The sequence below is a fragment of the Nocardia sp. NPDC002869 genome (genome assembly GCF_046764065.1).
Lineage (GTDB): Bacteria > Actinomycetota > Actinomycetes > Mycobacteriales > Mycobacteriaceae > Nocardia > Nocardia rhamnosiphila.
Genome location: NZ_JBKOOL010000140.1, coordinates 1 through 15,381 on the forward strand (window position 1 = coordinate 1; position 15,381 = coordinate 15,381).

17 protein-coding genes and 1 pseudogene are annotated in these 15,381 nt (G+C 68.3%); 11 read left to right on the forward strand and 7 right to left on the reverse strand.

From position 1 onward, the window contains the following. Window positions 1-713: 713 nt before the first annotated feature. Entirely contained in the window at window positions 714-2,231 is a 1,518-nt protein-coding gene (locus ACLML9_RS22010) for an ATP-binding protein (RefSeq protein WP_411947306.1), read from the reverse strand. Window positions 2,232-2,239: 8 nt separating this feature from the next. Then, on the reverse strand, window positions 2,240-2,926 hold the full coding sequence (locus ACLML9_RS22015; RefSeq protein WP_411947307.1) for a response regulator transcription factor: 687 nt from the start codon (window positions 2,924-2,926) through the stop codon (window positions 2,240-2,242). 443 nt (window positions 2,927-3,369) lie between these two features. Here ACLML9_RS22015 and ACLML9_RS22020 point away from each other — a divergent pair, with 443 nt between their 5' ends. The 6 genes from ACLML9_RS22020 to ACLML9_RS22045 all read left to right on the forward strand — a co-directional run bounded on the left by ACLML9_RS22020 (window position 3,370) and on the right by ACLML9_RS22045 (window position 8,972). After that, window positions 3,370-6,159, forward strand: coding sequence for an ATP-binding protein (locus ACLML9_RS22020; RefSeq protein ID WP_411947308.1), 2,790 nt, complete (start codon window positions 3,370-3,372; stop codon window positions 6,157-6,159). After that, window positions 6,156-6,566 carry a roadblock/LC7 domain-containing protein gene (locus ACLML9_RS22025; protein ID WP_411947309.1) on the forward strand — a complete coding sequence of 137 codons (411 nt, stop codon included), beginning with the start codon at window positions 6,156-6,158 and terminating at the stop codon, window positions 6,564-6,566. Before ACLML9_RS22020 ends, ACLML9_RS22025 begins: the two co-directional genes overlap by 4 nt. Before the next feature lie 200 nt (window positions 6,567-6,766). Then, entirely contained in the window at window positions 6,767-7,081 is a 315-nt protein-coding gene (locus tag ACLML9_RS22030) for a DUF742 domain-containing protein (protein ID WP_030522344.1), read from the forward strand. Between the two features lie 61 nt (window positions 7,082-7,142). Continuing rightward, window positions 7,143-7,694 (forward strand): GTP-binding protein, encoded by a 552-nt coding sequence (locus ACLML9_RS22035; protein ID WP_373863778.1) that lies wholly within the window; start codon window positions 7,143-7,145, stop codon window positions 7,692-7,694. Further along, window positions 7,687-8,598: an MHYT domain-containing protein gene (locus ACLML9_RS22040; RefSeq protein WP_411947310.1), complete on the forward strand. Its 912-nt coding sequence runs from the start codon at window positions 7,687-7,689 to the stop codon at window positions 8,596-8,598. Before ACLML9_RS22035 ends, ACLML9_RS22040 begins: the two co-directional genes overlap by 8 nt. After that, the gene (locus tag ACLML9_RS22045; RefSeq protein WP_411947311.1) at window positions 8,595-8,972 is read left to right on the forward strand and encodes a hypothetical protein; all 378 of its coding nucleotides are present in this window, start codon (window positions 8,595-8,597) and stop codon (window positions 8,970-8,972) included. The genes ACLML9_RS22040 and ACLML9_RS22045 overlap by 4 nt, the downstream gene beginning before the upstream one ends. Before the next feature lie 235 nt (window positions 8,973-9,207). Here ACLML9_RS22045 and rpmF read toward each other — a convergent pair whose 3' ends face one another. From rpmF to mrf, 3 genes are read right to left on the reverse strand one after another with little or no spacing between them, the layout of a single operon-like run. After that, window positions 9,208-9,381: a 50S ribosomal protein L32 gene (rpmF, locus tag ACLML9_RS22050; RefSeq protein ID WP_265803651.1), complete on the reverse strand. Its 174-nt coding sequence runs from the start codon at window positions 9,379-9,381 to the stop codon at window positions 9,208-9,210. A 1-nt stretch (window position 9,382) separates the two neighbouring features. After that, window positions 9,383-9,652, reverse strand: coding sequence for a type B 50S ribosomal protein L31 (locus tag ACLML9_RS22055; protein WP_411947312.1), 270 nt, complete (start codon window positions 9,650-9,652; stop codon window positions 9,383-9,385). After that, a complete protein-coding gene (gene mrf / locus ACLML9_RS22060; protein WP_411947313.1) occupies window positions 9,652-11,001 on the reverse strand; it encodes a ribosome hibernation factor-recruiting GTPase MRF in 1,350 nt (449 codons plus the stop codon). Before mrf ends, ACLML9_RS22055 begins: the two co-directional genes overlap by 1 nt. Before the next feature lie 108 nt (window positions 11,002-11,109). Here mrf and rpmB point away from each other — a divergent pair, with 108 nt between their 5' ends. From rpmB to ACLML9_RS22085, 5 genes are all read left to right on the forward strand, one after another. Then, window positions 11,110-11,346, forward strand: a complete 237-nt coding sequence (gene rpmB / locus ACLML9_RS22065) for a 50S ribosomal protein L28 (RefSeq protein ID WP_030522351.1) — start codon at window positions 11,110-11,112, stop codon at window positions 11,344-11,346. An 8-nt stretch (window positions 11,347-11,354) separates the two neighbouring features. Continuing rightward, window positions 11,355-11,525, forward strand: a complete 171-nt coding sequence (gene rpmG / locus ACLML9_RS22070) for a 50S ribosomal protein L33 (protein ID WP_411947314.1) — start codon at window positions 11,355-11,357, stop codon at window positions 11,523-11,525. Next, on the forward strand, window positions 11,525-11,830 hold the full coding sequence (gene rpsN, locus ACLML9_RS22075) for a 30S ribosomal protein S14 (RefSeq protein ID WP_411947315.1): 306 nt from the start codon (window positions 11,525-11,527) through the stop codon (window positions 11,828-11,830). The genes rpmG and rpsN overlap by 1 nt, the downstream gene beginning before the upstream one ends. A gap of 32 nt (window positions 11,831-11,862) precedes the next feature. Then, on the forward strand, window positions 11,863-12,117 hold the full coding sequence (gene rpsR, locus ACLML9_RS22080; protein ID WP_030522354.1) for a 30S ribosomal protein S18: 255 nt from the start codon (window positions 11,863-11,865) through the stop codon (window positions 12,115-12,117). Window positions 12,118-12,210: 93 nt separating this feature from the next. Then, a complete protein-coding gene (locus ACLML9_RS22085) occupies window positions 12,211-12,696 on the forward strand; it encodes a hypothetical protein (protein ID WP_411947316.1) in 486 nt (161 codons plus the stop codon). Window positions 12,697-13,359: 663 nt separating this feature from the next. Here ACLML9_RS22085 and purH read toward each other — a convergent pair. Beyond that, a complete protein-coding gene (gene purH, locus ACLML9_RS22090) occupies window positions 13,360-14,922 on the reverse strand; it encodes a bifunctional phosphoribosylaminoimidazolecarboxamide formyltransferase/IMP cyclohydrolase (protein ID WP_411947317.1) in 1,563 nt (520 codons plus the stop codon). Then, window positions 14,919-15,347 (reverse strand): annotated as a pseudogene (gene purN / locus ACLML9_RS22095) (phosphoribosylglycinamide formyltransferase); the annotation flags it as partial. The pseudogene purN and the gene purH, both read right to left, overlap by 4 nt. Window positions 15,348-15,381: the final 34 nt, after the last annotated feature.

Here is a 15,381-nt window from a genome sequence, read left to right on the forward strand (position 1 = left end):
GCGCGAGTCTCGAGGCCGAAACGGCGAGACCAAGGGGGCCTCAACCCCGCGCGCCGGAGGCGCGCCAAAAAACACAGCACCTTCACGAGCAAGCCCACTTCCCCACCTTCACGAGCAAGCCCACACCCCACCTTCACGAGCAGCCCACACCCCACCTTCACGAGCAGCCCACACCCCACCTTCACGAGCAGCCCACACCCCACCTTCACGAGCAGCCCGAACCCCACCTTCCCGCAGCCCGGACCCCATCTTCACGAGCAAGCCCCCACCCCAACCCTCACAGGGCCCGCGCCGACCTCGTGGGCACGTCTGTATCCGGCCCGCGCGAGCAAGCCCACTCCCCACCTTCACGAGCAAGCCCACACCCCACCTCCACAGGGTCCGCGCCGACCTCATGGACACGTTCGTCCCCGGCCCGCGCGAGCAAGCCCACCTCTCACCTCCAGAAAAGGCTTCCGCGCCGGGCCTCGTGCGCGCCTTGTATCCCGCCGACGCGAGTACGCCCACCTCTCGCCCCACCCGCTAACCCCACCCCACATGCACGCCCACTCTCCCTTCCCCCAGAGCGGCACATTCCCCAGACTCCGGCACCAGCCGTCGGCGTCCCCGCCCACCATTCACTCGCGCCCCCTTTTCCTGTTCCAGGCGACCCGTATTCTGCCGCAATTTCCGGCACCCGGGCCCAACCGGAAAATATTTCCGGCCCTCCCGAATTATTCGCTACCTCCGCTTTCCGCACGATATTCCTCGGGCGACGGGTTTTCACCCGGCAACACGATGCGGATGAGCGCGCCACCGCGCTCGGAGGTGTCGATGGCAATAGTGCCGCCGTGTTTGGTCACGACCTGTTTCACAATTGCCAGGCCGAGCCCGGAACCGGGCATGGAACGTGAGGCGGTGGTGCGATAGAAACGCTCGAAGACCAGCTCGCGTTCGCCCGGTGGAATACCGGGCCCGGCATCGTCGACCGATAATTCCAGAAGCCCGCGGCCGGTCTCGGCCATCAGTACGCGGACCTGTTCGCCGGGCGGGTTCCATTTGGCGGCGTTGTCGAGAACATTGAGAATCGCGCGTTCCAGTGCGGCGTCGTGCCCGTACACGAACCAGGGGCGTAATTCGGCGGCGAAATCGGATGCGCCGCGGCGGCGGACCCGTTCCAGTGCGCGTTCGGTCACCTCACCGAGATCGACCCGCTCGTAGACGGTTTCCGGGGCGTCCTCGCGGGCCAGGTCCACCAGATCCCCGACCAGGTTGGACAACTCTTCGATCTGCGCCATCACATCCGAGCGCAGTTCGGCCATATCCTCCTCGGGGATGGCGGGCGCGTCGGGGCGGCTCGAGGCGATGAGGAGCTCCATATTCGTGCGCAGGGAGGTCAGCGGGGTGCGTAGTTCGTGGCCGGCGTCGGCGACCAGCCGCCGCTGCCGGTCCCGGGATTCGGTCAGGGCGCGCAGCATGGTGTTGAAGCTCTCGGTGAGCCGGGCGAGCTCGTCGTCACCGGTCACCGGGATCGGTGTGAGATCGTCGGTGCGCGCGATCCGCTCGGTGGCGGCGGTCAGCCGGGCGATCGGACGCAGCCCGGTCCGCCCGACAGTGGTGCCGGCGCCGGCGGCGAGGACGACCCCGGAGGCGCCGACCGCGAACAGCAGCCAGGCCAGCCGGTCCAGCACCTCGCGAGTCGGTTCCAGGCGTTGCGAGATGATCAGGGTCACGCCGGAATCCATGCGCTCGGCCAGTACCCGCTGATTGTTGTAGGTGCGCAGCGACGAATCGCGGGTGCCCTGCGCCACGGCGATCTCCTCGGTACCGATGGGCGGGGTGGTCGGCTGCGGCGGGATATAGGCGGGCAGGCCGGGGCGCTGGGTGGACTCCGGGTTGGCAGGCGGATAGATCAGCGCGACGCCGATATCGTTGGAGAACAGGGTCGCCACGCCCAGCGACTGGAAGGCCATGCTGTCGATATCGCCGCTGATCATGGTGGCGGCGCGGGCCCGCAGCTGCGCGTCGACCTGACCGTAGAGGGCGCGGGCGACCATGGCGTAGGCGGCGATCGAGGTGATCGCCACGAAAATCGCCACCAGCGAGGCGGCCAGCAGGGTGACCCGCCACCGCAGGGATACGGTGCGGGTCAGCGGGGTCGGGGGGCGCATGGGGGCCGGCTCGTCCGGCCAGGGGCCGCCCAGCGGCGCGACCGAATGTTTCTTCGCCGCGGAACGGGGGGTGCGTGCCATATCCGCGCCTACGGGGGCGTTTCACGCAGGACGTACCCGACGCCGCGCACGGTGTGGATCAGTCGGGGTTCGCCGGCGGCCTCGGTTTTCCGGCGCAGATAACCGATATAGACCTCCAGGGCGTTACCGGAGGTGGGGAAGTCGTAGCCCCAGACCTCCTCGAGTATCCGGCCGCGGGTCAGCACCCGGCGCGGGTTGGACATGAGCATTTCGAGCAGGGAGAACTCGGTGCGGGTCAGCGAGATGGACCGCGGACCGCGGGCGACCTCCCGGGTGACCGGGTCGAGTGAGAGGTCGGCGAAGTGCATCGCCTCGGAGATCTCGCCGGCATCCGGGACACGGCGGCGCAGCAGGGCGCGCAGCCGGGCCAGCAGTTCTTCCAGCGCGAACGGTTTGGGCAGGTAGTCGTCGGCGCCGGCATCGAGACCCGCCACTCGCTCGGATACCGAATCGCGCGCGGTCAGCACCAGGATGGGCAGATCGTCTCCGGTGCTGCGCAGCCGCCGACACACTTCGAGTCCGTCCAGCCGCGGCATCATGACATCGAGTACCAGCGCGTCCGGGCGGTCGGCGGTCGCCTTCTCCAATGCGTCGATACCGTCGACCGCCAGGTCGACGGTATACCCGTTGAAGGTCAGCGACCGGCGCAGTGACTCCCGCACGGCACGATCGTCGTCGACCACCAGAATCCGCATAACACCAGTTTGACCGCAGCGACTGAGAGGCTACTGAGAGGGCCCGCCGCGCCGCGAGTCGGCTGACCACTGGTTTCGCCGGACGGATTTTCCGGACCTGGGTCGAATATCGGGCGGAACTTCCCCCTCGCGGGAAGGTACCGGACGGTCGACCCAATGAAGACCAACTCTCGACGTTCCCGCGCGCAGGCATCTTCACCTGGGAATTCGTCCGACAACCGGACGATCCATTACCACCCTGTGATATGCCACGAAACCTGTTCCACATCCGCTTTATTCGCGGTATAACCGTCTGAACGTCCCGATTGCCCGCCGCTAACATGCACGGTATGTTCCGATCGGTAAAAACTAGACCTCCGGTTGGTTCGGTGTGAAGTGAATCATAAATGAAACGCCCACGCGCCGAAAAGAGGTCGATCGTGATGCGGAGGCGACAGAGGCGGATGGAAACCCCGCGACCGTGGCAATTCAGCCTGTCCAACTGGTCGGTCACCCGCAAGGTCGGCATCGTCCTGGTCCTGCCGGTCATCCTGGCAACCCTCTTCGCGGTGCTACGGATCAACAACGAGCTGCGCACCCTGGAACAGCTCGAGGCCGCGACCGACCAGTCCCGCATCATCGCGCCCATCGTCGGCTACAACGCCGCCGCCGAACACCTCGCGGTCACCGCGACCGCCGGCTGGGCCGACAACCGCGACCCGCGGGCCGCCGCGGCCCTCGCCGGTTTCGATGCGGCCCACGAAACCCTGGAACGGGCACTGGACTCCAACCAGGTCCGGCCGGCGGTCTCCCGCGAACTGTCCTCGGCACTCACCATCGGCAGCACCATGCGCAGCGGCCTCAGCAACGGGTCGCCCGCCATGGTGGGCGACCAGGCCGACGAGATCGCGGTCCGGATCGGTAACGCGCTCGCGCAGTCGCCCACCGTCGAGGACCTGTCGATCCAGCGCTACTTCCTGCAGGTGAGCGCCATCCAGAACGCACGGCGGTCGCTGACCGCGCAGCGCCTGGTGATCAGTTCGCCCACCGCCGAGGACAATCCGGCCATGCGCGCCCGGGTGCTCACCTCGGGTGGCGCCGAACTCACCATGATCCACCAGTACGGCCAGATCATGCCGGATGTGGCCGGCAATATGCGGCCGCTCCTGGACGCGGTGCAGACCCGGCTGGCGATCTTCAGCCAGGGCACCCAGGGCGCGATGACCGATCCCGCCGCACTGAAATCCCTCGATACCAGCTCCCATGCCTACCAGGTCACCACCGACCAGCTGATCGCCACCATCAGTGGCGCGCTGCACCATGCGACGGTTTCCGCCCAGAACAGCGCGCTGCGCGAGACCGCACTGCTCATCGCCGCCCTGCTCGGCGGTCTGACCCTCGCGCTCGCGGTCGCCCGGACCCTGGTCGTCCCGGTGCGCCGGCTGCGCCGGGACGCGCTGGAAGTGGCCCATGTGCGTCTTCCCCAGGAACTCGAGCAGGTCCGCGGGGGCGCCGAGACCCCGGAGATCGAACCGGTCGGCGTCCAGGGCACCGAGGAGATCGGCCAGCTCGCCCGGGCGGTCGACGAAATGCACCAGCAGGCCCTCAATCTGGCCGCCGACCAGGCCCGTCTGCGCGTGCAGATCGGCAACATGTTCGAGACCCTGTCCCGGCGCAGCCAGTCGCTGGTGGAACAGCAGCTCGGCATCATCGAGGAACTCGAGCACGACGAGGACAATCCGAAGCGGCTGCAGAACCTGTTCCGGCTCGACCATCTCGCCACGCGAATGCGGCGCAATGGTGACAACCTGCTCGTGCTGGCCGGTACCGCGCTGCGTCGCGGCCAGCTCGAACCGGTCCCGCTCTCGGATATGCTGTGGAGTGCGGTTTCCCAGGTCGAGGACTATCAGCGGGTCGAGATCGGTCATGTGCCCGAGGGTGTCGTCGCCGGTGAGCCCGCGGTCGATATCGAACACCTGCTCGCGGAGGTCATCGACAATGCGCTGCGGTACTCCCCGCCCAATACGCCGGTGGCGGTGACCGTCTCCCGCGCGGTCGACGGCGGGTACCTCATCGAGATCACCGACCGGGGACTGGGTATGGCCAACGAGGACCTGCAGGCTGCCAATGCGCGCCTGGCCTCCGGCGGTGAGATCAATGTCGAAACCGCGCGCCGGATGGGTCTTTTCGTCGTCGGCCGGCTGGCCAAACGGCATCAGATCACCGTCGGCCTGCGCCGTACCTCGACCATGGCGCAGCAGCCGGGTATCACCGCCAGCCTGCATCTGCCGGGTCTGCTGATCTCACCCGATACCGGGCCCGACAACTCGAACGTCCTCGCCGCCGACCTCTCCGCGGCCCCGCCGCGACTCCAGCACACTTCGCAGCTGCCGCAGCTCCCCTCACCGGCGGTGCCGCGGCAGCTGACCCCGGTACCCGACCTGCCGTCCTCGGATTCGTGGACCTCGCGGACCGATCTCCCCGCGGTGCGGCCGCTCACCCCCGCCCCCGTGACCTCGAGTTTCGGCACCACGTCCACCGGATTGCCGCAGCGCCGCCCGTCCACGCACGGTCCCGCGGCCCCCGGCAAGGACACGGCGAACGGCAGCGGATCCCGGGACACCTTCTCGGCGTTCGATCCGGTCCCCGACACCCCGGAAGCCGACGACTCGCCCACCGGACTGTGGTCGGAGACCTACAAGTCCCAGTCCTTCCCGGCGCCGGTCGAGACCCCGCCACCGAGCACCACCGAACACCGTTCGTCGTCCGAACCGGAGCCGCCGGCGGTCACCGCCCGCTCCGGCTTGCCGATCCGGCGGCCGGGCATGGACCACAACGACCTCTTCGGCCGCGCCGAGCCGCGCCGCGACGAGCCGGCGCCGGCCACGACCACCTCTTCCCGGCTGCAGCCGGTCGGCGGTGAAACCCCCACGCCGATCTACCAGCGTATGGTCTCGGAATGGCTGGTCGAGCCGGCCACCGCGCAGGACCGGCCGCGCCAGGACTGGACCACTCCCGCCGATATCGGCTGGCTGGCCGCGGAGGACGCCGCCAAGCCGAGCTCGGACTCCAAGACCGCGAACGGGCTCCCCATCCGCCGACCGGGCGCGCAGCTCGTACCCGGCGGGCTGACCCCTGTCGAAGACGAGGCCCCCCGGGACCCGGCGGAGATCCGGAGCAATCTGACCAGACACCTGAGCGGGGTCCGCAGTGGGCGGGCCGACGCGCAGAACAATGACGGAGGGCTTGTATGACCGACGACCCGAAGAGCAGCACGGACGAGAACCTGAACTGGCTGGTCGCCAGATTCACCCGGGACGTGCCGGGTGTCTCCCATGCCGTCCTGGTCTCCGCGGACGGCCTGCTGCAAGCTGTCAGCCCCCATCTGCCCGCCGATCGTGCCGAACAGCTCGCCGCGGTGACCGCGGGCCTGGCCAGTCTCGCCACCGGCGCGGCCCAGTTGTTCGACGGCGGCAAGGTGATGCAGTCGATCGTTGAGATGCAGCGCGGCTACCTATTGGTCATGAGCGTCGGCAACGGCTCGCATATCGCGGTACTCGCCAACAAGCAGCACGATATCGGCCGGATCGGCTACGAGATGGCCCTGCTGGTCGATCGCGTGGGTTCGGTCGTCAGCGCGACCGCCCGATCCACCGTCTGAGCACCATGTCCCAATTCGGCCATGGCTTGCCCGATCCACACACCGGCGGACCCGGATTCGGCTCCCCTGATCGGAACTACGGTCCGGGCGCACAGAACTTCGGACCCGGTTCCTCGCAGTACAACACCGGTGCCTATCGGTTCAGCGCCCCTGCGCAGCCCAACAGCCCGCGCCGGGCCGGACGTGTCCGCCCGTACGCGATCACCGCCGGCCGAACCCAGCCCGCAGTCGACCTGCCGATGGAGGCGGTTATCGAAACCATCTCCTATCATGCACAATTCGATTGGCCGTCCGGTGACATCCGAGCCGAGATCCTCCGGCTCGGAACCCACCAGCTGTCGGTTGCCGAAATCGCCGCGCATCTCGATCGCCCGCTCGGTATGGTCCGCGTCGTCATCGGTGACCTCGTCGTGGACGGCAACCTGCGAGTGCATTCGACTTTGACCGAGCAGGCGAGTTACGACGAACGCCGGTCGCTGATGGAGAGGACATTGCGTGGACTCCGAGCCCTTTAGCAAGAGCCAGGGTGGTGGTGCGGGGGAGACCGAGACCCGGGTCGCGTCGACCAAGATCGTCGTGGCCGGTGGATTCGGCGCGGGCAAAACAACTTTCGTGGGCGCGGTCTCGGAGATCGTGCCGCTGCGTACCGAGGCGATGGTCACCAGCTTCTCCGACGGCGTCGACAATCTGGACGACACCCCGGACAAGCGGACCACCACGGTCGCAATGGATTTCGGCCGCATCATCCTGCCGGGCAACCTGACGCTGTACCTGTTCGGTACGCCCGGTCAGCGCCGGTTCTGGTTCATGTGGGACGACCTCATCCGCGGCGCCATCGGCGCGGTGGTGCTGGTGGACGCGCGCCGGCTGGAGGACAGTTTCGCGGCCGTCGATTTCTTCGAGGCCCGCAATCTGCCGTTCCTGATCGCGGTCAACCGGTTCCCGAACTCGCCGCGGTTCGCCATGGCCGAACTGCGCGAGGCGCTGTCGGTACGCGAGGGTGTGCCGATCGTGGATATCGATGCCCGTGACGCGAAAGAGGTCCGGCAGGCGCTGGCCGCCGTCACCGAGTACGCGATCAACCGTTTGAAGGCTCAGGAATACGAGGGAGTCGCCCGGCATGGTTGAGGTGCTGGCCGCGGAAACGGTCGAGACCGCCGATCTGTTCACCATGGGCTACTGGCTGACCCTGCTCACCGTCGGGGTGTCGGCGGTCGGAATGTTCGTGGGCCTGGCCTGCGCGGTGAACGGACGCCGTTCGGTCCGGTTCCGCCCGGTATGGGTGGCCGCTGCCGCGGTCTCCATCGGCGGTATCGGGGTCTGGCTGGCCAGCACCGTCTCATTGCTGGGCATATCCATTCCGGGCCGCATTCTGCGCTATGACATCTCGGACCTGACCCTGTCCCTGGTGTTCGCCGTCGCCGCCGTCTTCCTCGGCCTGCTCCTCGCCGGTCGTGAGTTCGAGGTCAAACGCATGGTGAACGCGGCGGCCGGGCTCGGTCTCGGGTTCGGGATCATGCTGTGGCTGCAGCTCGCCTCGATCGATATCCAGGGTTCGGTCTCGGTGCACATCGGGCTCTTCGTTGTCGCGATCGTCGTCGTGGTCACCGCTTCCTCGCTGTGCGTGTTCCTCTTTCAGCGGCTCCGCTTCCCGGCGGCCCGGGCCGGGTCGATCGCGATGTTCGGTGCGGGCGTGGCGGCCATCTACTTCACCGGTGTCGCCGCCCTGGAATTCCGCTTCGACTCCGATGCCGAACCCGCGCAGGGCATGGAACTGTTCGGCTACGCCTTCCCGATGTTCGTCATCGGCCTGCTGGCCCTGGCCGTTCCGATCACCGCGGTGCTGGTGGCCCCGGAGCGCCCCGACGACACTCCCCGCGCCACGAAGCCCGGTACGGCCGAGACCGGCGGCCCGGCAGGCGGTAACGGCAGTGCGTCCCCCGCGGACGAGCAGATCCGGCCCGCCGCCCGGCCCAATGCGGCGGCAGCGCTCGCGCAGCGGGCTCAGCCACTGCCGGAACCGGCGCGTTGAGCCGGGCGGAAACCGACACCGTGCTGTCCGATCAGGAGAAGCTCCTGCGGGAGCTGTGGGCGCAGGTGCGCGGTCTGCGCTCCGAGGTCTCCGAATTACGGGTCGAGATCAGCGAAATGGAAGCCACGCTCGCCGATCTCGGGGACCAGCAGGAGCGAGTGGAGTTGCCGTGGCCGGTATCGCTGCTGCTGCTACCGGCCGCGCTCGCCCTGGCGCTGCTGCGACAGGTGGGTGATATCGCGCAGGCGCTCGCGGCGGAATGCGACTCGCGACAGCGGGCGGAATTGCCCGGGGAGGTTGGGGCGAAAGCCCTCGAAAGTGGCGATGAGCGGGTCTCCCATCTCTGGGAGACCCGCCCTCACGCACGAGGATAACCGGTATGGACCGGTGCGGCAGTAGTCCGCCGAGTTTTTCCGGTACTCACCGGATATCCCCCGGGCCAGCGGCAACGCACCCGACTTCGGTCCGCAATCTCTCAGCAGGCGATCGTTCGAGGTGAAGACCATGATCGTGCTTGCCAAAGGTTTGCCCGCGGAGTTCCATCGGCCCCCGACCCTCCTCGGATACGACTGTCTCCACGGCCTTTTCGCATCTAGGGGGCCTGACACTTCACCGGCGTGTCAGGTCCAGCAGGCCGCGCCGGACCGCCTCGACCAGCCGCCGCGGCACCCGATGCACTACACCGTCCACCGTGACCGGAACCAGATCCGGCGGGGTGGCCTTCCAGTTCGACCGGCGGCTACGGGTATTGGACCGCGACATCCTCCGCTTCGGTACCGCCATCTCAGTGCTCCTTCCGGGTCCGTCCGGCACGCCGGCCGTATCTGCGTTCGAATTTCTCCACCCGGCCCTGGGTGTCGAGCAGGCGGTGCGCGCCGGTCCAGAAGGGGTGCGAATCCGCGGTGACGTCCACCGTCAGCAACGGATAGGTATTGCCGTCTGTCCAGGTGACGGTCCGGTCGCCGGTGGCCGTGGAACGAGTCGGGAACCGGGCCCCGGTACTCGCGTCCTCGAAGACCACGGGATGGTAATCGGGATGGATATCGGCTTTCATCACTTCTCCTTCCGGGCGCGCTCGCCCGTGTCGCCGCCCCGGCCCTCACCGGTGGCGGCCGGATACGGTTCGTCCGAATCGCAGGGGTCGGTATGCCATTCACCGAAGGGATCCGACCAGCGGGCCACCTGATGCGGCGCCCGCTCGACCAGCCGCAGTTCGGCATCGTCGACCAGTGCCCGGTCCAGTGCCTGCCGGACCTCGTCCGGGTCGGCCGCGTGGACCAGGACGACCAGCGAATTGTCGCGGTCGCCGAACCGGTCGTCCCAGCGCAACCGGGCCATGGCCAGCCGCTCCGGCTCGGCCTCGGCGCGTTCGGATTCGGTCATCGCCGCCAGCCAGCGACCGGCACCGCCGATCCGCAGCCCCCCGCCGGCCGATTCCAGCCACACGACCTCGTCCGGCTGGGTCGCCAGCCACATCCGGCCACGCGCCGTGACCACACCCTCGAACAGCACGTCCAGCGCCTCGTGCAGCCGCTCGGGGTGGAAGGGCCGTCCGGCGGTGAATTCCACCAGTTCGACACCGCATTCCGCCCCCAGCGGCGGTTGACCGCGCAGCAGCGGGGCATGCGCGTCGAAGACCCGTCCGCGCCGGGACTCCGCCGGGATCCGGGCCAGCAGTCCCTCGACCGCTCCGGAGGTCACCGCGGCGTCCGGGCCGGTCCACAGCGCCGGGGCCAGCGGCGCCAACCGGGACAGCACCGCCCCCAGCCGGGCCCGCTCCAGCGGATCCACGGCGTCGCCTCCGGTGATCACCAGGGCATCCGCGAAATCGACCTGTCCGACGGCCAGTTGGGCGAGGGTGCGCTCATCGTCGGCCCATGCCCAGCCGAGTTCGTCCAGCGCTTCGTCACCGGTCGCCGCCGGGACCCAGGTGCGCCCGTCGATACCGGTGAGCACGGCGGCTATCCGGACGTCCCGCGCCGCGGGACCGTCCACCCGGCCGACGACACCGGCCACGACCACCTCGCCGATTCCCTGGCACACCGACTCCGCTTCGATGGCCGGGTCCAGGGCGAGCACGATCCGGCGCACCGAATCGCGGGCCGCGAGAGTGCACAGCAGCGGCAGTAGATCTGCCTTCAAGGTGCATGAGACGCAGCCGTGGGCCAGTTCATGCACCGAGACGGTGGCCGTGCCGCCGTGCGACACGGTGCGGCGCACGATTCCCTCCCCGAGTTCGGCAAGGTCGTGGCGCACCACGACGGTGCCCGGGGCCGTGCCGAGGGCGTCCGCGATGAGGTCGACGGAACCGGCCGGATCACCGTGCAGGCCGGCGACCACCACGACCGGTGTGCGGCGGTCTCCGGGATCGATGACTTCTGGGAGGTATGCGGATTGGGACACCACTACCCTTTCGGTAATGATTTTCAATTACGACCCGGCACACGCTACAGTGTGGACCCATCGTTGTCGAAAACGATTTTCATCATCGTTCACGTCGGAGGGAGTCCCATGTCGGCGCATTGTCAGGTCACCGGCCGCAAACCCGGATTCGGCAAGGCCGTCTCGCATTCGCACAAACGCACCAGCCGGCGCTGGGATCCCAACATTCAGCGCAAGACCTACTACCTGCCCAGCGAAGGCCGCCGGATCACCCTCGACGTGTCCGCCAAGGGCATCAAAACCATCGACCGGGACGGGATCGAAGCCGTGGTGGCCCGCCTCCGCGCCCGCGGAACACGGATCTGAGCGCACCGATGGCATCGAAATCGACCGATATCCGTCCGGTGATCAAACTCCGCTCCACCGCGGGCACCGGATACACCCACGTCACCCGGAAGAACCGCCGGAACGACCCCGACCGCATGGTGCTGCGGAAGTACGATCCCGTGGTCCGCCGGCACGTCGACTTCCGGGAGGAGCGCTGATGGCCAAGAAGTCCAAGATCGCCCGCAACCAGCAGCGACGCGCCGTTGTGGCCCGGTACGCCGAACGGCGCGCCGAGCTCAAAGAACTGATCCGTAAACCCTCCACGCCGGACGACGAGCGTCTGGCGGCCCAGGCGGCCCTGCGCCGACTGCCCCGGGACGCCAGTCCGGTACGATTGCGCAATCGGGACACCGCCGACGGGCGACCGCGCGGTTATCTCCGGAAGTTCGGCCTTTCGCGTGTGCGTGTGCGTGAGATGGCGCATCGAGGAGAGTTGCCCGGTGTGCACAAATCGAGCTGGTAACCCACCGATCTCGTGAGTTAGGAACCGGTCATATGGCAGTCAAACGAGGCCCGTCGAAGAAGGTCCGCGCCGAACAGGCCCGCCGGCCCAAGAAGAACCCGCTGATCGCCGCGGGTATCGAGACGGTCGACTACAAGGACGTGAATCTGCTGCGCACCTTCATCTCCGATCGCGGCAAGATCCGCAGCCGCCGGGTCACCGGTCTGACCCCGCAGCAGCAGCGCCAGGTCGCGGTCGCGGTGAAGAACGCGCGCGAAATGGCTCTGCTCCCCTTCACCAGCCGCTGACGCGGCGCCACATTCGCACCCGGACGCCCGGCCCCGCACGACGCGGCGCCGGGCGTTCGGCTGCCGAGCCCACGTACGGGCGGCAAGGAGCCGATGCCCACTACAGTGGTGCGCATGGTCACACTGCGGGGATGTACGGCACTTCTGGCTCTCGGCGTCGTCCTCGTGGTCTCGGCCTGCGGTAGCGACGGCACCGCCGATCCGGAGCCCGGGCTCTCCCCGACCTCTGTACCCGCCCCCGCGAATACGCCCACGACTCCCACCGAGGACCCTGGAGCCGAACCCGGCCACCTCTTCACCGCGGACCCGTCGATCGTCGGTGCCCATCCCATCCCCTTCGCCTCGTGGACGAAGGTGGCCGAGGACCGGATTGCCATCCATTTCGAAACCGGTGTGCCCGAATGCTACGGCGTGGACGCCACCGCCACCGAGGACGACAGCACGGTCACCGTCGAACTCCGCAGCGGCACGCGCGCCGACGCCGTCGACAAGATGTGCGTGATGATGGCGGTTTTCGGCACGCTGGAGATCCAGTTGGACGCACCGCTGGGCGACCGGCAAGTGCTCAGCGCTGCTTGACGCGGCCGCGTATCCGTCGACCCGGGGCGGTTTGCAGCGCAACGCATTTCGTGCCCCCAAAAACTTGGGCAGAGGAACTCGCGGCTTACCTGTAGTCGGACTGTGCCATAGCGTGCTTCTCGCACGGCCACCGGTCGTGCCCACAACCACAGAAGTTGAACACGGATATGCAGAAAACTCTCGTCGGTGGTATCGCCGCGCTGGCGATCGCAGCCGGCTCGGCGGCCGGTGCCGGCACCGCGGCCGCGACCGGACTACCGCTCGAAGCCGCCCCACCCGCCGCACCGCGCACGGTGCAGGGTGACTCCAGTGGCTCCGGCGTTGGTGGACCCAGTGGCTCGTCGCTGAGCGGCCCGATCTCCAGCGGTTCGGCTGAGGCGGCCGCCATGTTCGTGCTTGTCGGCGCCATTTTCGGTGATCCCAATCCTTGCGCCCCTCTCTTGTGCTGAGGCATCTCTGCTCAACCGCACGAACCGGGGCGCGAGGGCACAATAATCCTGGATCGATCGATGCGCCGACCACATTGTCCTGCACGCTGTCCAGCACAGCCGATCCCCTGTGCGTTCCACCTACACTCGACCGACCGACAGTCGACCCGCGCCGTGCGGCCCCTCGTTTCCCAGCGATCGAGGGGCCGCACGGCGTTTGCCGCGCTGGCCGTTGTCAGTGGGCGAAGTGCCGGGACCCGGTGAAATACATGGTCACTCCGGCCGCCCGCGCCGCGTCGATGGTGTCCTGGTCGCGCACCGAGCCGCCCGGCTGGACGATCGCCCGGATACCGGCTTCCAGCAACAGTTGCGGCCCGTCGGGGAACGGGAAGAACGCGTCCGAGGCCGCCACCGACCCCGCGGCCCGGTCGCCCGCCCGCTGGACGGCGAGCCGTACCGAATCGACCCGGTTGACCTGACCCATACCGACACCTACCGACGCACCGTCATGGGCCAGCAGGATGGCGTTCGATTTCACGGCCCGGCAGGCGCGCCAGGCGAATTCGAGATCGGCGAGTGTCGCCGCGTCCGCGGCTTCGCCGGCCGCGAGGGTCCAGTTCGCCGGATCGTCGCCGTCGGCGTCGATCACATCGCGTTCCTGGACCAGCAGCCCGCCACTCACCGGCCGGTGTTCGGCGCCCGCGGGGGCCGGCGCTTCGGCGATCAGGATGCGGATGTTCTTCTTGCGCTGCAACACCTCGACGGCACCGTCGGCGTAGGAAGGCGCCACGATCACCTCGGTGAAGATCTCGGCCACCTGCTGGGCCATCGCCACCGAGACCTCGCGGTTCGTAGCGATGACGCCGCCGTAGGCACTCACCGGATCACAGGCGTGCGCTTTGCGATGTGCCTCGGCGATATCCGCGCCGGTCGCGATACCGCAGGGGTTGGCGTGTTTGATGATCGCCACCGCGGGCGCCTCGTGGTCATAGGCGGCCCGGCGAGCGGCATCGGCGTCGGTGTAGTTGTTGTACGACATCTCCTTGCCGTGCAACTGCCGCGCCCGCGCCAGGCCGAGCCCGCCGTCACCGTCGGTGTACAGCGCGGCCCGCTGATGCGGGTTCTCGCCGTAGCGCAACACCGCCGAACGGTCCCACACCGCGCCGATCCAGGACGGGAACTCGGCCTCCTCGGCAGTCTTCTCGACCAGCGTCGACGCCATCCAGTTCGCCACCGCGACGTCGTAGCTCGCGGTGTGCTGGAAAGCCTTGGCGGCCAGCGCGATACGCTCGGACAGCGTGAACCCGCCGTCGGCGACGGCCTTGCGGACCTCGTCGTAGTCGCCGGTGTTCACCACCACGGCGACCGACGGATGGTTCTTGGCCGCGGCGCGCACCATCGACGGTCCGCCGATATCGATCTGCTCGACGCAGTCGTCCGGGCTCGCGCCGCTCGCGACGGTCTCGCTGAACGGGTAGAGGTTCACCACGACCAGCTGGAAGGCCTCGATACCCAGTTCGGTGAGCTGGTCGAGGTGCTCGGCCTTGCGGGTATCGGCCAGAATGCCCGCGTGCACCCGCGGATGCAGGGTTTTGACCCGGCCGTCCAAAGTTTCCGGGAACCCGGTCAGGTCCTCGACCTTGGTCACCGGGATACCGGCGTCCGCGATCCGCGCCGCGGTCGAGCCGGTGGACACCAGTTCCACCCCGGCCGCGTGCAGCGCGGTCGCCAGCTCCACGAGCCCGGTCTTGTCGTAGACGCTCACCAGCGCCCGGCGGATCGGCGTGCGTTCACTCACCGGAGAACTCGCTCATCAGGGATAACTGCCTTTCGTCCATCGGAGACAATTCCGCGGGTCGCGACGGCGGCCACAACCTCCACCAGCAACCGTCGCTCCACAACTTTGATGCGCTCGTGCAATTCGGCCTCGTCATCGGCCGGATCGACCCGGACGGGCTCCTGGGCCAGGATCGGGCCGGTGTCCACTCCGGCATCCACCAGGTGCACGGTGGTCCCGGTGACCCGGACCCCGTAGGCCAGCGCGTCCCGCACCCCGTGGGCGCCGGGAAAGGCGGGCAGCAGGGCCGGATGGGTGTTGATGATCCGGCCGCCGAAACGATCCAGGAACACCGGGCCCAGCAGCTTCATGAAACCCGCGCAGACCACCAGGTCGGGCGCGTATCCGGCCACTGTCTCGGTGAGCGCCACATCCCAGGCGCCGCGGGGGGGGGGTTATGGGGCCCCCCCCCCCCGCGGG

Bases quoted from the DNA above. Each gene is read 5' to 3' on its own strand.
- ACLML9_RS22055 (WP_411947312.1), bottom strand. From the start codon at position 9,652: ATGAAAGCCGATATCCATCCCGATTACCATCCCGTGGTCTTCGAGGAC.
- ACLML9_RS22025 (WP_411947309.1), top strand. From the start codon at position 6,156: ATGACCGACGACCCGAAGAGCAGCACGGACGAGAACCTGAACTGGCTG.
- rpmF (WP_265803651.1), bottom strand. From the start codon at position 9,381: ATGGCGGTACCGAAGCGGAGGATGTCGCGGTCCAATACCCGTAGCCGC.
- ACLML9_RS22015 (WP_411947307.1), bottom strand. From the start codon at position 2,926: ATGCGGATTCTGGTGGTCGACGACGATCGTGCCGTGCGGGAGTCACTG.
- rpmB (WP_030522351.1), top strand. From the start codon at position 11,110: ATGTCGGCGCATTGTCAGGTCACCGGCCGCAAACCCGGATTCGGCAAG.
- rpsR (WP_030522354.1), top strand. From the start codon at position 11,863: ATGGCAGTCAAACGAGGCCCGTCGAAGAAGGTCCGCGCCGAACAGGCC.
- ACLML9_RS22085 (WP_411947316.1), top strand. From the start codon at position 12,211: ATGCCCACTACAGTGGTGCGCATGGTCACACTGCGGGGATGTACGGCA.
- ACLML9_RS22010 (WP_411947306.1), bottom strand. From the start codon at position 2,231: ATGGCACGCACCCCCCGTTCCGCGGCGAAGAAACATTCGGTCGCGCCG.
- ACLML9_RS22040 (WP_411947310.1), top strand. From the start codon at position 7,687: ATGGTTGAGGTGCTGGCCGCGGAAACGGTCGAGACCGCCGATCTGTTC.
- rpmG (WP_411947314.1), top strand. From the start codon at position 11,355: ATGGCATCGAAATCGACCGATATCCGTCCGGTGATCAAACTCCGCTCC.
- ACLML9_RS22020 (WP_411947308.1), top strand. From the start codon at position 3,370: ATGGAAACCCCGCGACCGTGGCAATTCAGCCTGTCCAACTGGTCGGTC.
- rpsN (WP_411947315.1), top strand. From the start codon at position 11,525: ATGGCCAAGAAGTCCAAGATCGCCCGCAACCAGCAGCGACGCGCCGTT.